Origin of the sequence: Novosphingobium sp. PP1Y (assembly GCF_000253255.1) — a bacterium.
Taxonomy (GTDB): Bacteria; Pseudomonadota; Alphaproteobacteria; order Sphingomonadales; family Sphingomonadaceae; genus Novosphingobium.
In genome coordinates, this window is sequence record NC_015580.1 from 3,587,548 (window position 1) to 3,603,164 (window position 15,617).

The window sequence follows — 15,617 nt, forward strand, 5'->3', positions numbered from 1 at the left end:
TCAACACACAGGAGGCGCATCGAGCGCACTCCTTCCCCGCGTATGTTGAAGCGGCCGGGAGAGGGGGTAGTTGCATCGCCGCGAACGCCTCGTCGCAAATGAGGCGGCAAATGCGGCAAACGGTTGCCGTGCAGGCGGCAAGCCTGTGTTCCGGCCCCGTCGAACGTGCAGTTCTGCACGCTCTTCAGGCCGGAATCAGATGATCTCCGCCATGCCTTCCAGCGCCTCGCGCAGCTTGGCGAGAGCCTGCGCCTTGAGCTGGTGGACGCGCGGGATCGAAACATCGAGCACTTGCGCGATTTCGGAGAGATTCAGTTCCTCCACGAAATAGAGCGAGACGATCAGCTTGAGCCTCTCGGGAAGCTCGGCGATGGCGGCGATGACCGCCTCGCGCATCTCTTCGTCCTGGAGGATGGAAAGGCTGTCGGGGGTCTCGTCGGCAAAGGCCATGTTCTGGTCGGAATAGATCTCGTCGATCGGCTCGAAGTGCAGCGGCTGGCTGGAATCGCGCAGGGCGTGCAGTTCGGCTTCGTCGATGCCCATGGCCTCGGCCAGTTCCTGCGGCAATGGATCGCGGCCCAGCACCCCGCGCAGTTCGGTCTGCTTTTCGGCCAGCAGGCGACGCCTTTCGCTGGCACCGCGTGACATCGGAAGCGTCCGGCGGATCAGGTCCACCATCGCCCCGCGCACGCGCATCTTGGCATAGGCGGCAAAGCCGTCCTCGCCCGGCCCCTGATGACGCTGGGCGCACTCGGTCAGGGCGACGAGGCCCGCCTGCATCAGGTCTTCGAGTTCGATACCGGGCCGGCCGGTTCCGTTCACATGCCAGGCAAGCCGCCTGACCATGGGCAGGAACCGGCGAACCCGGTCCGCCACGTCACCCTGATAGGCGCCACTGACACGCCGGGACTGCGCGGTGTTGACCTTGTAGGTCGGCGCGGGCGCGAATGCATTGGGATCGTGCTTCATGCTGCCATGCTTTCAGCTGGATCGTTATGGTCTGGTCGCGGCAGGCCCGGAGCCTGTCGCTGCGGCGGCGCACTGCCGATGACGTCGACCACCTCGATCGGTTGGGTCGCCGGCAGTTCGGCAATGCTGAGTACGAGACACGAAGGCGCGCGCAGGCGCAGCAGCGCGGCCAGGGTACGGCGGGCGCGGGGCTGGACGACCAGCGTCAGCGGGATCGCGCCCGGGCCGCGGGCCTCCGACAGTTCGGAAACGCGCTCGCCGATCATGCGGGCGAGGTCGGGTTCGATCACCGGCTGACCGGTGACCGGGTCCTGCATCCCTTGGACGATGGCGGATTCCAGCCCGGCGTCGAGCGTCAGGACCGGAAGCCGCTCGTGCGGTGGGCAGATGCGCCCGACGATCAGGGCGCCAAGGTCCGCGCGCAGGAGTTCCACCAGCCGGTCGTGATCGACCGTCTGCTGCACCGCGCGGCTGAGGCTCTGCAGGATCGGCAAGGGATGCGAGATCGGGATGTGATCTTCCAGCAGCGAGCGCAGCAGGCGGGTGATCGCAGCCAGCGTGAGCGGCTGGGGATGGATCGTCTCGACAAGGCCCGAGGCATGTTCCTTGAGCGATTCCAGCAAGTCCTTGACCTGGTCGGGACCGAGCATGTCCTGCGGACGTTCCGACAGGAGCTGGTTGAGGTGCGTGGCGATAACGGTGCCGGCATCGACGGTAAGGAAGCCCTCTGCCGTGGCATGGTCGCGCTGGGCCGGGTCGATCCACAGCGCCGGGCAGCCGAAGCTGGGATCGCGCGTCGCCTCGCCCTTGAGCGTGTGGTTGGGCCGCACTTCGCCGGCATCGATGGCCAGCACCTTGTCGGCGCGAATCATGGCGCCGCCCAGGTTCACCCCGCCCAGCATGATGCGATATTCGTGCGGCGGCATGTCGAGCGCGTCGCGCACCCGGAACTGCGGCACGATGAAGCCGAACGCCTGGCTGAGTTGCTTGCGCACGCCGGTGACGCGCTGGACAAGCGGTGAACCCTTGCGGTCGTCCACCAGCTGGACGAGTCCATAGCCCAGCTCGATGGTGACAAGCGTGTGGTCGGAGACTTCCTCCAGCTCGATCTTCGCCGGATCGACGGGTTCGGGCATCGGCTCGGCCACCACCACCGGGCGGTCGCGCCGCTTCTTGAGCGCATACCACAACCAGAAGGCGAGACCCGATGCGGGCAAGAAGATCGACTGCGGCATCGCCGGGATCATGCCCATCGCGCCAAGCACGACGGCAACCGGCAACCAGGTGCCGGGATCGGCAAACTGGCCGCCGATCTGGCCGGCAAGGTCGCGGGTGTCGGCAACGCGGGTGACGATGACCGCAGCGGCAATCGACAGCAGAAGCGAGGGAACCTGCGCGACCAGCGCGTCGCCGATGGCCAGGGTGATGTACGTCTGCGCGGCCTCTCCGGCAGACAGCCCGTGGCTGATCATGCCGAGGCAGAAGCCGGCAATGATGTTCACGCCCAGAATCAGCAGCGCGGCAATCGCGTCGCCCTTCACGAACTTCGACGAACCGTCCATCGAGCCGTAGAAGTCCGCCTCGGTGGACACTTCGCGGCGGCGGGCCTTGGCCTCGTCTGCGGTGAGCAGTCCGGCGGCAAGGTCGGCGTCGATCGCCATCTGCTTGCCCGGCAAGGCGTCGAGGGTGAAACGTGCCGAAACTTCCGACACGCGTCCCGCGCCCTTGGTCACCACGACCAGGTTGATGATCATCAGGATCAGGAAGACGAAGATGCCGACGGCGAAATTGCCGCCGATCAGGAAGGCGCCGAAGGATTCGATGACCTTGCCCGCGGCCGCCTCGCCCTCGTGTCCGTGGACCAGCACGACGCGCGTCGAGGCGACGTTGAGCGCCAGGCGCAGCAAGGTGGCGAAGAGCAGGACCGACGGGAACGAGGAGAAGTCCAGCGGCTTGTCCGCGTTCATCGCCGCCATCAGGATCGCCACCGAAAGCGCGATGTTCATGACGAAGGAGATGTCGAGGACGATGGCCGGGACCGGCACGATCATCAGCACGATGAGCGTGAGGATACCGGCCGGCAACGCCAGCGACCCGGGGTCCGAAACGCGTTTGAACAGATTCACAGTCCGAACCTCGCAAGCTTGGCGTAGGCGTTACGGACATGCGCCGGGGCGGTATCCGCCCCCGAGCCCGAACCGAATGTGCCTTGGAGAGTTGCGGACATGGAGCGCGTCGCCGTCTGCGGCGCCTCGCCCAGTCCGGCATGGAATTCGCGGGCGATTGGCCCCAGGTGCGATTGCGGTGCAGCCGGTGCTGCCGCGAGCTGCGCATTGGTTGACATCGTCGCCCAATGCGCCGGCGCTTCGCCGTTCATCGCCTGCGACACCTTGCCGCGGATGAGATCCATCACCCCACCGACGCTGCGCGGTGCGCCGCCGTCGTAAAAGATGCCGCGATTGGCCGCTGCCGCCTTGGGCAGGATCGAGGCCGCGCTCTGCGATGGATTGGTATTGAGGGCCGACAGGAACTGGCTGGCCCCGGAAATGCCGAGGAAGTGGGCGAGATATAGCTCGGACGAATCCGGCTCGCGGCCCAGCACGCCGGTCAGCTCGGCGCGGTTGTCGCTGGCCAGTTCGGCAGCCATCATCGCCGAAGTGTCGGGATCGTAGCGCAGCGACATGATCTGCGCGCGCATCGTGGGATCGGTGATCCGCCCACCGTCAATCGCGGAACCGACCCAGTCGAGGCCATGGCGATCGGCATGGCGGTCGAGCGTTTCGACCCAGGTGCCCTGAGTGAACTGATAGAGGCCGGCGGCGCTGGATGTCGACGCCCTGGCGCCCGGGTCCATGCTGGACTCGAGCTTGGCCTGGGCCATCAGGTACTTGAAGTCGACGCCGGTGGCGGCAGCGGCACGCGCAATGGCGGCCTGCACGCGAGTGCCGCCGCCATTCGGGCTTCCTACCCCACCGATACCTGGTGCATCGCTCAATTCCGGCTCCCGGTCGAAAATCTAACCGGGAGTGTTTCAGCAAGAACCGTGCCAAACGGCTCCTGCCGGGAAAGGCAAATGTCAGTTGCGGCCCACTGCCTGCGCATAGCGCGGCGTTGCGTTATAGACCTGCGGACTGCCGACGATGGCGTTGAGACGCGTCGTGACATTGGCGGCAATGATATTGCGGACCTGCCGGTTCACCTCGTTGAGGCGCTTGGCCGTATCGATCAGGCTGCGGCACTCGTCGTCGAGCTCGATGCCGTCGACGCCGCCAAGGGTACCGCACAGGCGGTCCTTGTCGTTGGTCGCACCGACGATCGCGTCGAGGTCGAGACCGGCAAGAGCCTGCCGTTCGCTTTCCAGCACGGCAAGCATCTGCCGCAGGGTGTCACGAAGTTCAGTCCTGGTAATCACTTGCCGCTCCTCAGCAGCACGCCGGCTGCAATCATGGCGTCCGCAATTTCGGCGGGAACGAGGGGATAGGTCCCCGATTCCACGGCCTTGCGGATCTGCTTCACGCGTTCGGTATTGACCGGCGGCGCGCTCGGATCGAGCGCCTCGGTCGTCTCCACCGCCGCACCGGCGGCAATCGCCGCCTGCTTGTCGGTCGGCGCAGTTTTACTGACTGCCGCAGCGCCGTTCGCGCCGGGCAGGGAGTCTTTGCCCGCCGTGCGGGCCAGCCTGGCACTGATCGCGGTAATTGCGCGTGCAGGTCCCACTTCGATAGGTGGCATGATGCCGCTCCTTGAAAGTTCCTGCAGCTTAAAACGGCGGGGCTAAGGTTCTTTTAAGGCCCGGGGCAAAAAATTTCGAAATGAGCCGCAAGGTACTAAGGGCAAACCGAAAGTTTTTGTTCAGGGCAAGGGAATGGATACTACGCCCGGCCGTTCGATGCGGCCCCGCATCGGTTCGGCACGTGTGCGCGTGCCGGTTACCGGGCGCACCCTGATCCAGTCGCCCACGGCACCTGCATCGAGAGCCTCGCCCGGTTGCGAGACGGAAAAGCCGTCACCGGAAATCGAGATCGCGACCGCATCGCCGCGATTGACCGCATTGGCCACGGGAGCGGCGGCGACCGGAGCGGCCTGGCGCACCGGCACGAAAATTCGCCAGCCGTTGGCATCGCCGCACTGGACGACGACGCTGTCATGCATCGTCGTGCGCCAGGACAGCGCCAGTCCGCTGCGGCAAGGCTGCAGGCGCAAACGGCGGTCGACACCCGTCATGGCCCCGCCGACCGCGCCGATCGGCGCTCCGGTAAAGCCGGCAACCTGTCGGTCGATCGCTTCGAGATCGGCAAAGCCGGCAAGGGCGGAAGCTGCCGCGGCGGCAGCGAGGACAAGGCCAGTCGTCATCTTCAGGGTATCCTGTAGCTTTAACTTTGGCCCGACTCCTGCAATTTCCGTGCCACTTCCGGCGCATTTTTCTGCGTCCCGCGCGACGAGAGGCTGACTTGCGCAGCCGCCCTGCCCTCATCGTTCACCAGCGGCGCATCGTAAGCAATGACGACGCGCGATGGACCTTGCCCGGGCTCGACGACGATACGTGCGGCGTGGCCTGCCCTCCCCGCCTGCTCGAGCAGGCGCGTGGCTTCGGCCATCGCGCGGGCCTGCGCCTCGGGGGCCTCCCCGTAATGCGCGGTGATCGTGAGCTGCTGGCGCGGATCGACGGCCTGCTGTGCCAGCCACTGCGAAAGCGGCGGCGCACCCGGCGCATCGACATAGACGGCGAGCGGCTCGGACTGCGGCGAAACCGCTGCTCCGCCGCCAGCCTGCGCCGCAACCTTTCCGGCCTTGGCGAAGGCTTCGGGCGGCTGCCGGCTCACCGCGGCGGCCGTTACCATGAACAGGATCAGGGAAAGGTCGGCCAGCGCGGTTTGCCAACCAACCGAGGCGCGCCCGCTCACGCGCGTGAGCCGCGCGCGGCGATGGACGCCACGGCCTTTTCCATGGCCGCAGGGCGCGCATGGGCCGGCAAGGCGGAAACGAGCTGGCCCTCCAGCCAATCGAGCACTTTCTGGCGCTCACGCTCTTCCTTCGCGCCCACCCGGGCCACGACGCGCGCAAGCGGAGCGAAGACGATGTTGCCCAGCAACAGCCCATAGAGCGTCGTCAGCACGGCCATTGAGATTGCAGTGGTGAAATCTCCGGCCCCTTCCGCGCCGCCGGGCAACTGGCTGAGCGAGACAAGCGTGCCGGCAAGTCCGAAAACCGGCGAGAGGTCTGCCGCCTGGTTGAAGGTACGCACGGCGCGGCGATTGCGCACCACGCGGCGGCGTTTGTGGGCGACATGGGCCGCCTGCAGGGCGCTGATCGAACGGGTTCCGATCAAGGCATCGGTCGCCTCGTCGAATTCCGCATCGCCGAAATGATGCGGTGCCGTGCGGATAACCCCGTCAGTCTGCATTTCCCGCACGTGCCCGGCCAGTTCGGCGCGGGCGCGGGCAGCATCGAAACGCTTGCCGAACAGGCCGCCAAGCGATGCGAACGCCGTGCGCGTGTCCCGCAGGCCGCAGCGCATGACCGTCGCCGCGATCGTACCGCCCACAACGATCAGGGCGCTGGTGGCATCGAACAGATTGTCGACCTGCATGAAGCTGCATCTCCTTCGTGCAGGATAGAACGGACGGCAATGCGGGAATTTCAGGGGCTTGGCGGATCCTTTTTGCCGCCATCCGGCAAAGCCTTGCCGCCTTGCCCTGCCGCCTCCGGCAAGAGAGCGGCAAAAGCCCGGAAATCCGCGGCAATCCATGAAACTGGCACGGTACTTGCGAATAACCGGGGAGATTAAACCTGGAGCCAGGACAAATGCCGCAGGACCTGTTCGGAATTCACGCCAAGGCGCTCGAGCTTCGCTCCGAGCGCATGGGCGTGATCGCCTCGAACATCGCGAATGCCGGGACCCCGGGCTACAAGGCGCGCGACATCGATTTTGCCGCGGCGCTGAAGTCCGCAAGCAACGGCGCCGATATCGGGAGCGCAGCGCAGAGCGCCACGCAATACCGCATTCCGGTGATGCCCTCGCTCGACGGCAATACGGTGGAGCTGCAGAACGAGCAGCTCGCCTTTTCGGAAAACGCCGTCGGCTACGCCACCACGCTCGAGTTCATCCGCTCGCGCGTCGACAACGTCAAACGCGCACTGAGAGGTGAATAGGATGGCCGGTCAGCCCTTTACCATCTTCGACGTCGCACAGCGCGGCATGTCCGCCCAGCTCGTGCGCATGAACGCCGCCGCTTCCAACCTCGCCAATGCCGGCACCGTGTCGGGCAGCGAGGCGGATGCCTACAAGCCGATCCGCGCCGTCTTCGCCGAGGACCTCGATCGCGCCAGCGGCCTTGCCACCGTTCAGGTGCAGGGTGTGGTGCGCGAACAGGCCGCAGCGGTGCGCGAACACAATCCCGACCACCCGCTCGCCGATGAAAACGGCGATGTCTGGGCCGCTCCCGTCGATGAGAACGCCGAGATGGTCGAGATGCTCGAGGCCTCGCGCCAGTACCAGAACATGGTCGAGGCCCTTTCCACCGCCAAGCAACTCATGCTCGACACGATGAGGCTCAAATGACCGTCAGTTCCGTAAATTCGACAAGCGCGTCGACGAGCACCTCGTCGACCAACAAGACTTCGCTCGCTTCGCTCAATTCCGGCGATTTCCTCAAGCTGATGCTCGCGCAGATGCAGCAGCAGGACCCGACCAACCCGGTCGACCAGAAGGAAATGCTCGCGCAGATGGCGCAGTTCTCGCAGCTCTCGAGCACGACCGAGATGTCCGACACGCTGAGCACGATTTCCTCGAAGCTCGACACGCTCGTGACGGCCCAGACTTCGACCAACGAGGCCCTGACCTCGCTCGCACAGCAAGTAGCCGCTTCGCAGGCGACCGACAGCTCGGCCAGCGCCTGACACCGCATTCCTGGAGACCAACGCCATGTCTTTCTACACTTCGCTTACCGGCCTCAAGAACGCCCAGACCGACCTCAACGTCATCTCGAACAACATCGCCAACGCCGAGACCAGCGGCTTCAAGAAGAGCGATACCGCCTTCGCGGACATCGTCTCCTCCTCGGCCTTTTCGGACCCGAAGCTGACCGTCGGCATCGGCGCGCGCGTCTCGTCAATCACCCAGAACTTCTCGCTGGGCGCGGTCGAGCAGACCGGCAATGCGCTGGACATCGCGATCAACGGCGAAGGCTTCTTCACCGTCGTCTCGCCGATCTCGGGTGAGACCCAGTACACCCGCGCCGGCTCGTTCAACGTCGACGGCCAGGGCTATGTCCAGAATGCCGTGGGTTCGCGCCTGCAGGCCTTCCCGGTCGACGCCACCGGCGCGATCACTTCGACCACCACCCTGCAGGACGTACAGATCCCGCAGACCAACGCAGCCGGTTCGGAATTCGCCGGTGTCACGATCGGCGTGAACGGCAACGTCGTCGCCACTTACGCCGACGGTTCGAACGCCACGCTCGGCGTCGTCGCGATGGCCTCCTTCATCTCTCCCACCGGTCTCAAGCAGGTCGGCAATGCCAGCTGGGAAGCCACCGGCGTCTCGGGCGCTGCCAACTACGGCCAAGCGGGCGGCGGTCTCTATGGCGAACTGCTCTCCGGTGCAATCGAGCGTTCCAACGTCGACATCGCCGAGGAACTGGTCTCGCTGATCACCGCGCAGCGCAACTTCCAGGCCAATGCCAAGGCCGTCGATACCGCCACCCAGATCTCGCAGACCATCATCAACCTGCGGACCTGAAGCCAGCAGTAGCAAACCCTGACAAGGACCTGACCCCATGGACCGGCTGATCTATACCGCCGTTTCCGGCATGAATGCCTCGATGACGCGCGAGCGCGTGATCGCAAGCAACATGGCCAATGCCCAGACGATCGGCTTTCGCAAGGAAATCATCCAGGCGACGCCGATGACGCTGGAAGGCCCGCAGCTGGAAGCGCGCGCGATGACCAGCACCGAAGTGCGCGGCGCATCGATGAAGGAAGGCTCGGTCACCTCGACCGGCAATCCGCTCGACGTCGCGCTCGACGGCGATGCCATGCTCGCGGTCCAGGCCTACGACGGCGGCGAGGCCTATACCCGCCGCGGCGACCTCTCGGTCTCGGTCACCGGCGTGATCGAGAACGGCGAGGGCCTGCCCGTCCTGGGCGACAACGGCCCGGTCACGGTCCCGCCCGGTTCGATCGTCACCATCGCGCCCGACGGCGGCGTGCTGGTCAAGGACCCGGCAACGCCCCAGGACCCGCCGGTCCGCCTCGACCGCCTCAAGCTGGTCAGCACCACCGGATCGCAGATCGAGAAGGACCTCGCCGGCCAGTTCCGCGTGCGCGGCGGCGGCGTTCTGCCGGTCGACGAGAACGCCCGGCTGACCCCCGAGGCCCTTGAACAGTCAAACGTGAACGCATCCGAAGTGCTGGTCGAGATGATCTCGGCCCAGCGCCTTTTCGACATGCGTACCAAGCTCGTCGACACCGCCAAGCAGCTCGACGAAGGCGGCGCGCGTCTCATGCGCATCGATTCCTGAGGAGTAAGAAACCATGCCTAGCTCAGCACTCCAGGTCGCCCGCACCGGTCTCGAAGCCCAAGACCAGCGCATGCGCGTGATCGCCAACAACCTCGCCAACGTCGGTACCACCGCGTTCAAGCGCGACCGCGCCAACTTCGCGACGCTGGCCTACCAGGACGCGCGCGTGGCCGGGGCGGACTCATCGACCGAGACCACTTACGCCACCGGCCTAAATCTGGGCACCGGCGTTGCCATCCAGTCGACCACGCGCATGGAAACGCAAGGCTCGCTGGAGACGACCGGCAACTCGCTCGACCTCGCGCTCGACGGCACGGGTTATTTCCAGGTCCAGCTTCCCGGTGGCCAGCTCGGCTATACCCGCGCGGGCAACTTCACCCGTTCGTCCGAAGGCCAGCTGGTGACCTCGCAAGGTTACGCGCTGCAGCCCTCGATCACCGTCCCGGACAATGCCACGTCGATCACCATCTCGACCGACGGCACCGTCTCGGCACAGATCGCCGGCCAGTCGGACCCGACGCAGCTCGGCCAGATCACGGTCGCCAGCTTCACCAACCCGGGCGGCCTGCAGGCTTCCTCGGACAACTTCATGCTCGAGACCGCGGCCAGCGGTCCGGCGCAGATCGGCGTTCCCGGCGAAAACGGCCGCGGCCAGATCCGGCAGGGGATGCTCGAGGCTTCCAACGTCAACATCGTCGAGGAGCTGGTCGACATGATCGAAACCCAGCGCGCCTACGAGATCAACTCCAAGATGATCTCGGCCGTCGACCAGATGTTGCAGAACGCCAACCAGACGCTGTGATCGCCATGACGCGCAAGACCATCGTTTCGGCCATCGCCACAGTCGCCGCCCTTGCGGCACTCGGCGGCGCGCCGGCCTATGCCAAGAAGCACAAGCCTTCGGGCTTCGAGCCGACCTTGCCCCTGGCCCAGCCCGCAGCGCCAAGCGCGCCGACCGGCGGCATCTTCAATGCCTCGGCCGGCTATGCCGCACTTTACGAAGGCAACCGTGCGCGCCGGATCGGCGATCCGCTGACCATCGTCCTGATCGAGACAACGACGGCGTCCAAGGCCGTCAGTTCCAAGAGCCAGAAGGGCGGAGGCGCCTCGATCACCCCGCCCACGGCCGGGCCGCTGTCATTTTTAAATCCCGATGCGCTTAAAGCCAGCAGCTCTTCGTCGTTCAATGGTCAGGGAAATGCGGCCCAGACGAGTTCGCTCGCCTCGACGCTTTCCGTCACGATCGCCGAAGTGCGGCCAAACGGCACCGCGCTGGTCAAAGGGGAAAAGCAGATGCTGCTCAGCCAGGGTGATGAATGGGTCCGGTTCTCCGGCATCGTTCGCCTGGCCGACGTCGACGAGGAAAACTCGATCCTCTCCAGCCGCGTGGCAGATGCGAAGATCGAATATTCGGGCAAGGGCTCGCTCCAGCGCGCCAGCCGCCAGGGCTGGCTGGGCAAGTTCTTCAACATGATTTCGCCGTTCTGAGGGAGGCCGAGATGATCCGCAAAATCCTGCTCGTCCTTGCCGCAGCGATGACCGCGCTGACCCCGGGCATCGCCAGCGCCGAACGCGTACGCGACCTCGGCCAGTTCCAGGGCGTGCGCTCCAACCAGCTGACCGGCTACGGCATAGTCGTCGGCCTGCCCGGCACCGGCGACGACAACCTGGAATACCTGACGCAGGCGATGAAGGGCGTTTCGGGCCGCATGGGCCTGACCCTGCCGCCCGGCGTCTCGCCCGGTCTCAAGAATGCCGCCGCAGTGATGATCACGGCCGACCTGCCTGCCTTCGCCAAGCCGGGCCAGCGCATCGACGTGACCGTCTCGACGATCGGCAAGGCCAAGTCGCTGCGCGGCGGCGCGCTGATCATGACCCCGCTCTACGGCGCGGACGGCCAGATCTACGCGATGGCCCAGGGCAACCTGGCGGTCGGCGGGCTCGGCATTTCGGGCAAGGACGGCTCGAACGTCACCGTCAACATTCCGACCGTGGGCCGCATCGCCGATGGCGCCAGCGTCGAACGCGCAGTCGCCACCGGCTTCGACAGCGATCCCCTGCTGCGCTGGAACCTGTTCAACGCCGACTTCCTCACGGCCTCGCGCGTGCGCGACGCGATCAACCGCCGCCTGCCGGGCACCGCCTCGGTCGAGGACGGCGTCACCCTCGCCCTGCGCCTGCCGCCGCAGTCCGACACCCGGGCCAGCGTCATGGCCGCGATCGAGATGATCGAGGTCGAACCGGCGGAAACCGCCGCGCGCGTCATCGTCAACAGCCGCACCGGGACCGTCGTGATCAACAATGCGGTGCGCCTCTCGCCCGCCGCGATCAGCCACGGCAAGCTGACCGTGCGCGTCGACGAGGACCCGACAGTCGTCCAGCCCGCGCCGTTCAGCCGCGGCCAGACCGCCGTCGAGCAGAACAGCACGATCACGACCGACGAGGAAAAGCGTTCGGTCGCGATGTTCAAGCCTGGTGCCTCGCTGTCCTCGGTCGTCGATGCCCTCAACATGCTGGGCGTCACACCTTCTGACCTCGTGGCGATCCTCGAGGCGCTCAAGCAGGCCGGCGCGCTCAAGGCCGAGATGGTGGTGATATGAGCGTCATCCTGCCTTCCACCCCGGGCCTGACCGTCAACGCGCAGGGCAGCGACCGCGAGAAGCTGCACACGACGGCCAAGCAGTTCGAAGCCATCTTCGTGCGCCAGATGCTGGCCGCCGCCCGCAAGACCGACTTTGGCGGCGAGGACGTGTTCGGCAGCCAGGCGATGGACACATTCCGACAGCTTCAGGACGAGCACTTCGCCGATGTCACCGCCGAATCCGGCACGCTCGGCATGGCCTCGATCATCGAGGCGCAGATGGCACGGTTCTTGCCTGCAGAGACCACGCCAGAAGCCGACGTCGCGGCGCAAGAAAAGGCGCAAAGGTAAACCATGGGCGCAGACCTCCTCTCGATTGCCAAGTCCGGCGCTGCGGCGGCCCGCACCGCACTGGACCTGACCGCGCAGAATATCGCCAACGCGTCGTCGGAGGGCTATGTCCGCCGCACGATCAGCGTGTCCGAACTCGCTGCGAACTCGGTCAGCTCGGCCCCCACGGCGGTCAACCTCGCAGGCGTTCGGGTAAATGGGGTCGTGCGCAATGCCGACGTCTTCCGCCAGGCCGAAGTGCGCCGCACCGGCGCCGATGCCGCCCGCGCGAGCACGGAAGTCCAAGGCCTGGAAAACATCGAGAGCTCCGTCGAACAGACCGGCGTCTATGACGCCATCGTCGCCTTCGAAGGCAGCCTTCAGCAGCTTCTGTCCGACCCCACCGACGGTTCGCTGCGAGCCGCCGTGCTGGAGCAGGGACGGACCCTTTCGGAAACCTTCAACGTCGCGTCTTCCAGCCTCGATGCGGTCGGCAAGGGACTGCAGTTCGAAGCCCAGGACGGCGTCGACGAGGTCAACCGGCTCGCCGGCGAACTGGCCCGCGTCAACCTGCGCCTCTCACGCGCGTCGGACCAGTCGAGCGACCAGACAACGCTGCTCGACCAGCGCGACTCGCTGCTTGAGCAGATGAGCAAGGTCGCCAACGTCAGCGCCAGCTACAATCCGGACAAGACCGTCAGCGTCACCATCGGCGGCACTGCCGGGCAGACGCTGGTCTCGGGCGGAACCACAGCGACGCTGGCGATGGCGACGGCCGCCGACGGCACCATATCCTTTACTCTGGACGGCGCGGCTGCCTCGATCAGCTCGGGCGCGCTCGCCGGCCAGAGCCAGGCCCTCACCCAGCTTGCCGACACCCGCAGCCAGCTAGACACGCTGGCCGCCAAGATCGTCGACGTCGTCAACACCGCACAGGCCAATGGCGCCGACCTCAACGGCAATGCCGGCCAGCCGCTGTTTTCGGGTACCGGCGCCGGCGACATGGCGATGATCGCCACCAATGGCAGCGCGATCGCGACGGCCCCTGCCGGATCGGCAGCGAACAGCCGCGACCCCGGCAACCTGAATGACCTTCGCAGCGCCCTCGACGCCGCCGATCCGGCCGGCGAAATGGACACCCTGCTCTTTACCATTTCCAGCGCCGTCGCCGGCCGCACGGTCACGCGCGACGCCCTGGAATCCATCGCAAGCACCGCCAAGGTCGCGCTCCAGGCGCAGGCCGGCGTCGACCTCGACGAAGAAGCGGTGAACCTCGTGCGCTACCAGCAGGCTTTCCAGGCCAACGGCCGCGTCATGCAGGTCGCAAGCGACATCTTCGATTCCATCCTGAACATCAGGTGAGGCTGACATGGCGATCGTTTCCACCAGCACCAGTGCCTTCTTCGAACGGTCCCGCGCCAACCTGAAGGACTTGCGCGCGCAGACCGAGACGCTGCAGGGCCAGCTCTCCAGCGGCAGCAAACTCTCGCGCTCGTCCGACGATCCGGTCGCGGCCTCGCGCCTGCGCTCGCTCTCGCGGTTGGAATCGCTTTCCAACATCGACAAGTCCAACTCGCAGCGCGCCAATGCCGACCTGAGCCTTGCCGACGCCGCGCTTTCCGACATGTCGGATGCGCTGATCCGTGCGCAGGAACTCGCCACCCAGGCGGCCAGCGATTCGATCTCAAGCGACCAGCGCGCCTCCATCGGCCGCGAACTGGACTCGATCTATTCGACCCTGATGACCCTCGCCAATGCGCGCGATTCGAACGGCCATGCCCTGTTCGGCGGCGAAAGCTCCGGCGACGCCTATGCGCTCGATGCCTCGGGCAATCCCGTCTATGTCGGCACGCCTTCCTCGGGGACCCTTCCGCTCGGCGAAGGCCAGACGGTCGCCCGTTCGCTGACCGGACCGGAATTCCTCAACTTCTCTGTGGGCGGTACGCCGACGGACCTGCTGTCGGTCGTGAAAAATCTCGGGGCTGCGCTTCAGGGTGCGGCCGCCGATCCGGCCGGTGCCGCCAATGACGGTCTGGATGCGCTCAAGGCCGGCCTCGACTCGCTCACGACCGGACAGACCGTGGTCGGCACCCGCCTTGCCTGGATCGAGCTGACTACCGATCGCCGCACCAACCTATCGCAGCTTCGCTCCACCGAGGAAACCGACATCGGCGCGACCGACATCGCATCCACCGCGGCTTCGCTGCAGGAAGCGCTGCTGGTGCTGGAAGCCAGCCAGGCCAGCTTCACCAAGCTCGCCAATCTATCGCTGTTCAACAATCTGAGCTGACGCTTGCCCCCGGTCCAACGGGACAGGACCGGGTTTCTACTTTTCAGGGGGACTTCCAAACATGTTTGCAATCGTCGGCGTCGTGATCTTGCTGGTCATGGTATTCGGCGGCTTCGCCCTCACCGGCGGCGCGCTGGGACCGGTCATGCACGCGATCCCGCATGAGATGCTGATCATCGGCGGCGCCGCTGTGGGCGCTATCGTTACCGGCAACTCGATGCACCAGCTCAAGGCGCTCGGCAGCGGCATGGCCAAGGTCTTCAAGGGCCCCAAGCACAACAAGCAGGATCACATCGACGCGATCATCCTGACCACGCGCCTGATGAAGATCCTTCGCACCGAAGGTCCGGTTGCGCTGGAAAGCCACGTCAACGAACCCAAGTCGTCCGCGCTTTTCGCCGAGTTCCCGCGGCTGCTGGCCAACGACGCGCTCGTCCACCTGATCTGCGACACCCTGACGCTCATCGTGGTCTCCTCGGGCACGCTGGAAGTCCATGCCGTCGAGGACGTCATGGACAATGCGATGAAGACGCATTTCCACGAGCTGCACGAGCCGCAGCACGCGCTGCAGACGCTCGCAGACTCGCTGCCTGCGCTGGGCATCGTCGCCGCCGTTCTCGGCGTGGTGAAGACGATGGGCTCGATCGACGAGCCGCCCTCGGTTCTGGGCGGCATGATCGGCTCGGCGCTCGTCGGCACCTTCATGGGCGTGTTGCTCGCCTACGGCATCGTTGCGCCGATGGCCGGCCGCCTCAAGCAGGTGATCGAGGAAGACGAGCAGATCTTCCACGCCGTCAAGCAGGTAGTCATCGCCAGCCTTCACGGATGGCCGCAGCCGCTGGTCGTGGAATCGGCCCGCTCGGGTCTCGGCCACTCCTTCCGCCCCGGCCTGTCCGAACTTCTCGACGCGATGAGGGGACGCTAA

At 65.9% G+C, this 15,617-nt stretch carries 20 protein-coding genes; 12 read left to right on the plus strand and 8 right to left on the minus strand.

All coding sequences use genetic code 11. The annotated features are described in order from the left end of the window. Positions 1-195: 195 nt before the first annotated feature. The 8 genes from PP1Y_RS22900 to PP1Y_RS22935 form a co-directional block, all read right to left on the minus strand. On the minus strand, positions 196-969 hold the full coding sequence (locus PP1Y_RS22900) for a sigma-70 family RNA polymerase sigma factor (RefSeq protein ID WP_013834311.1): 774 nt from the start codon (positions 967-969) through the stop codon (positions 196-198). Beyond that, complete coding sequence (locus tag PP1Y_RS22905) at positions 966-3,095, minus strand: flagellar biosynthesis protein FlhA (RefSeq protein ID WP_007012291.1); 2,130 nt, start codon at positions 3,093-3,095, stop codon at positions 966-968. The genes PP1Y_RS22900 and PP1Y_RS22905 overlap by 4 nt, the downstream gene beginning before the upstream one ends. After that, complete coding sequence (locus tag PP1Y_RS22910) at positions 3,092-3,964, minus strand: transglycosylase SLT domain-containing protein (RefSeq protein ID WP_232512539.1); 873 nt, start codon at positions 3,962-3,964, stop codon at positions 3,092-3,094. The genes PP1Y_RS22905 and PP1Y_RS22910 overlap by 4 nt, the downstream gene beginning before the upstream one ends. 81 nt (positions 3,965-4,045) lie before the next feature. Then, positions 4,046-4,381, minus strand: a complete 336-nt coding sequence (locus PP1Y_RS22915; RefSeq protein WP_013834313.1) for a hypothetical protein — start codon at positions 4,379-4,381, stop codon at positions 4,046-4,048. After that, positions 4,378-4,701, minus strand: a complete 324-nt coding sequence (gene flgM / locus PP1Y_RS22920) for a flagellar biosynthesis anti-sigma factor FlgM (protein ID WP_013834314.1) — start codon at positions 4,699-4,701, stop codon at positions 4,378-4,380. The genes PP1Y_RS22915 and flgM overlap by 4 nt, the downstream gene beginning before the upstream one ends. Before the next feature lie 120 nt (positions 4,702-4,821). Further along, positions 4,822-5,322, minus strand: a complete 501-nt coding sequence (locus tag PP1Y_RS22925; RefSeq protein WP_041559120.1) for a flagella basal body P-ring formation protein FlgA — start codon at positions 5,320-5,322, stop codon at positions 4,822-4,824. Between the two features lie 20 nt (positions 5,323-5,342). Then, on the minus strand, positions 5,343-5,873 hold the full coding sequence (locus PP1Y_RS22930; protein WP_007012296.1) for a hypothetical protein: 531 nt from the start codon (positions 5,871-5,873) through the stop codon (positions 5,343-5,345). After that, the gene (locus tag PP1Y_RS22935) at positions 5,870-6,559 is read right to left on the minus strand and encodes a MotA/TolQ/ExbB proton channel family protein (protein ID WP_013834315.1); all 690 of its coding nucleotides are present in this window, start codon (positions 6,557-6,559) and stop codon (positions 5,870-5,872) included. The genes PP1Y_RS22930 and PP1Y_RS22935 overlap by 4 nt, the downstream gene beginning before the upstream one ends. A gap of 215 nt (positions 6,560-6,774) precedes the next feature. Here PP1Y_RS22935 and flgB point away from each other — a divergent pair, with 215 nt between their 5' ends. The 12 genes from flgB (at position 6,775) to motA (ending at position 15,617) form a co-directional block, all read left to right on the plus strand. Next, positions 6,775-7,122 (plus strand): flagellar basal body rod protein FlgB, encoded by a 348-nt coding sequence (gene flgB / locus PP1Y_RS22940; RefSeq protein WP_013834316.1) that lies wholly within the window; start codon positions 6,775-6,777, stop codon positions 7,120-7,122. A gap of 1 nt (position 7,123) precedes the next feature. Then, positions 7,124-7,531, plus strand: a complete 408-nt coding sequence (gene flgC / locus PP1Y_RS22945; protein WP_007012299.1) for a flagellar basal body rod protein FlgC — start codon at positions 7,124-7,126, stop codon at positions 7,529-7,531. Then, entirely contained in the window at positions 7,528-7,869 is a 342-nt protein-coding gene (locus PP1Y_RS22950) for a flagellar hook capping FlgD N-terminal domain-containing protein (RefSeq protein ID WP_013834317.1), read from the plus strand. The genes flgC and PP1Y_RS22950 overlap by 4 nt, the downstream gene beginning before the upstream one ends. A gap of 25 nt (positions 7,870-7,894) precedes the next feature. Next, positions 7,895-8,710: a flagellar hook-basal body complex protein gene (locus PP1Y_RS22955; protein ID WP_013834318.1), complete on the plus strand. Its 816-nt coding sequence runs from the start codon at positions 7,895-7,897 to the stop codon at positions 8,708-8,710. A gap of 37 nt (positions 8,711-8,747) precedes the next feature. Next, entirely contained in the window at positions 8,748-9,491 is a 744-nt protein-coding gene (locus PP1Y_RS22960; RefSeq protein WP_013834319.1) for a flagellar basal body rod protein FlgF, read from the plus strand. A 13-nt stretch (positions 9,492-9,504) separates the two neighbouring features. After that, the gene (flgG, locus tag PP1Y_RS22965) at positions 9,505-10,293 is read left to right on the plus strand and encodes a flagellar basal-body rod protein FlgG (protein WP_013834320.1); all 789 of its coding nucleotides are present in this window, start codon (positions 9,505-9,507) and stop codon (positions 10,291-10,293) included. A gap of 5 nt (positions 10,294-10,298) precedes the next feature. Then, complete coding sequence (locus PP1Y_RS22970) at positions 10,299-10,979, plus strand: flagellar basal body L-ring protein FlgH (protein ID WP_013834321.1); 681 nt, start codon at positions 10,299-10,301, stop codon at positions 10,977-10,979. A gap of 11 nt (positions 10,980-10,990) precedes the next feature. Beyond that, a complete protein-coding gene (locus PP1Y_RS22975; RefSeq protein ID WP_041559121.1) occupies positions 10,991-12,091 on the plus strand; it encodes a flagellar basal body P-ring protein FlgI in 1,101 nt (366 codons plus the stop codon). Beyond that, a complete protein-coding gene (locus tag PP1Y_RS22980; RefSeq protein ID WP_013834323.1) occupies positions 12,088-12,423 on the plus strand; it encodes a rod-binding protein in 336 nt (111 codons plus the stop codon). Before PP1Y_RS22975 ends, PP1Y_RS22980 begins: the two co-directional genes overlap by 4 nt. 3 nt (positions 12,424-12,426) lie before the next feature. Then, a complete protein-coding gene (gene flgK / locus PP1Y_RS22985; RefSeq protein ID WP_013834324.1) occupies positions 12,427-13,764 on the plus strand; it encodes a flagellar hook-associated protein FlgK in 1,338 nt (445 codons plus the stop codon). Positions 13,765-13,771: 7 nt separating this feature from the next. After that, on the plus strand, positions 13,772-14,692 hold the full coding sequence (locus PP1Y_RS22990; RefSeq protein WP_013834325.1) for a flagellar hook protein FlgL: 921 nt from the start codon (positions 13,772-13,774) through the stop codon (positions 14,690-14,692). Between the two features lie 61 nt (positions 14,693-14,753). Further along, positions 14,754-15,617 carry a flagellar motor stator protein MotA gene (gene motA, locus PP1Y_RS22995; RefSeq protein ID WP_013834326.1) on the plus strand — a complete coding sequence of 288 codons (864 nt, stop codon included), beginning with the start codon at positions 14,754-14,756 and terminating at the stop codon, positions 15,615-15,617.

Coding starts and splice junctions, on each gene's coding strand:
- PP1Y_RS22900 (WP_013834311.1), bottom strand. CDS start 969: ATGAAGCACGATCCCAATGCATTCGCGCCCGCGCCGACCTACAAGGTC.
- flgM (WP_013834314.1), bottom strand. CDS start 4,701: ATGCCACCTATCGAAGTGGGACCTGCACGCGCAATTACCGCGATCAGT.
- PP1Y_RS22925 (WP_041559120.1), bottom strand. CDS start 5,322: ATGACGACTGGCCTTGTCCTCGCTGCCGCCGCGGCAGCTTCCGCCCTT.
- PP1Y_RS22935 (WP_013834315.1), bottom strand. CDS start 6,559: ATGCAGGTCGACAATCTGTTCGATGCCACCAGCGCCCTGATCGTTGTG.
- flgB (WP_013834316.1), top strand. CDS start 6,775: ATGCCGCAGGACCTGTTCGGAATTCACGCCAAGGCGCTCGAGCTTCGC.
- flgC (WP_007012299.1), top strand. CDS start 7,124: ATGGCCGGTCAGCCCTTTACCATCTTCGACGTCGCACAGCGCGGCATG.
- PP1Y_RS22950 (WP_013834317.1), top strand. CDS start 7,528: ATGACCGTCAGTTCCGTAAATTCGACAAGCGCGTCGACGAGCACCTCG.
- PP1Y_RS22955 (WP_013834318.1), top strand. CDS start 7,895: ATGTCTTTCTACACTTCGCTTACCGGCCTCAAGAACGCCCAGACCGAC.
- PP1Y_RS22960 (WP_013834319.1), top strand. CDS start 8,748: ATGGACCGGCTGATCTATACCGCCGTTTCCGGCATGAATGCCTCGATG.
- flgG (WP_013834320.1), top strand. CDS start 9,505: ATGCCTAGCTCAGCACTCCAGGTCGCCCGCACCGGTCTCGAAGCCCAA.
- PP1Y_RS22970 (WP_013834321.1), top strand. CDS start 10,299: ATGACGCGCAAGACCATCGTTTCGGCCATCGCCACAGTCGCCGCCCTT.
- PP1Y_RS22975 (WP_041559121.1), top strand. CDS start 10,991: ATGATCCGCAAAATCCTGCTCGTCCTTGCCGCAGCGATGACCGCGCTG.
- PP1Y_RS22980 (WP_013834323.1), top strand. CDS start 12,088: ATGAGCGTCATCCTGCCTTCCACCCCGGGCCTGACCGTCAACGCGCAG.
- flgK (WP_013834324.1), top strand. CDS start 12,427: ATGGGCGCAGACCTCCTCTCGATTGCCAAGTCCGGCGCTGCGGCGGCC.
- PP1Y_RS22990 (WP_013834325.1), top strand. CDS start 13,772: ATGGCGATCGTTTCCACCAGCACCAGTGCCTTCTTCGAACGGTCCCGC.
- motA (WP_013834326.1), top strand. CDS start 14,754: ATGTTTGCAATCGTCGGCGTCGTGATCTTGCTGGTCATGGTATTCGGC.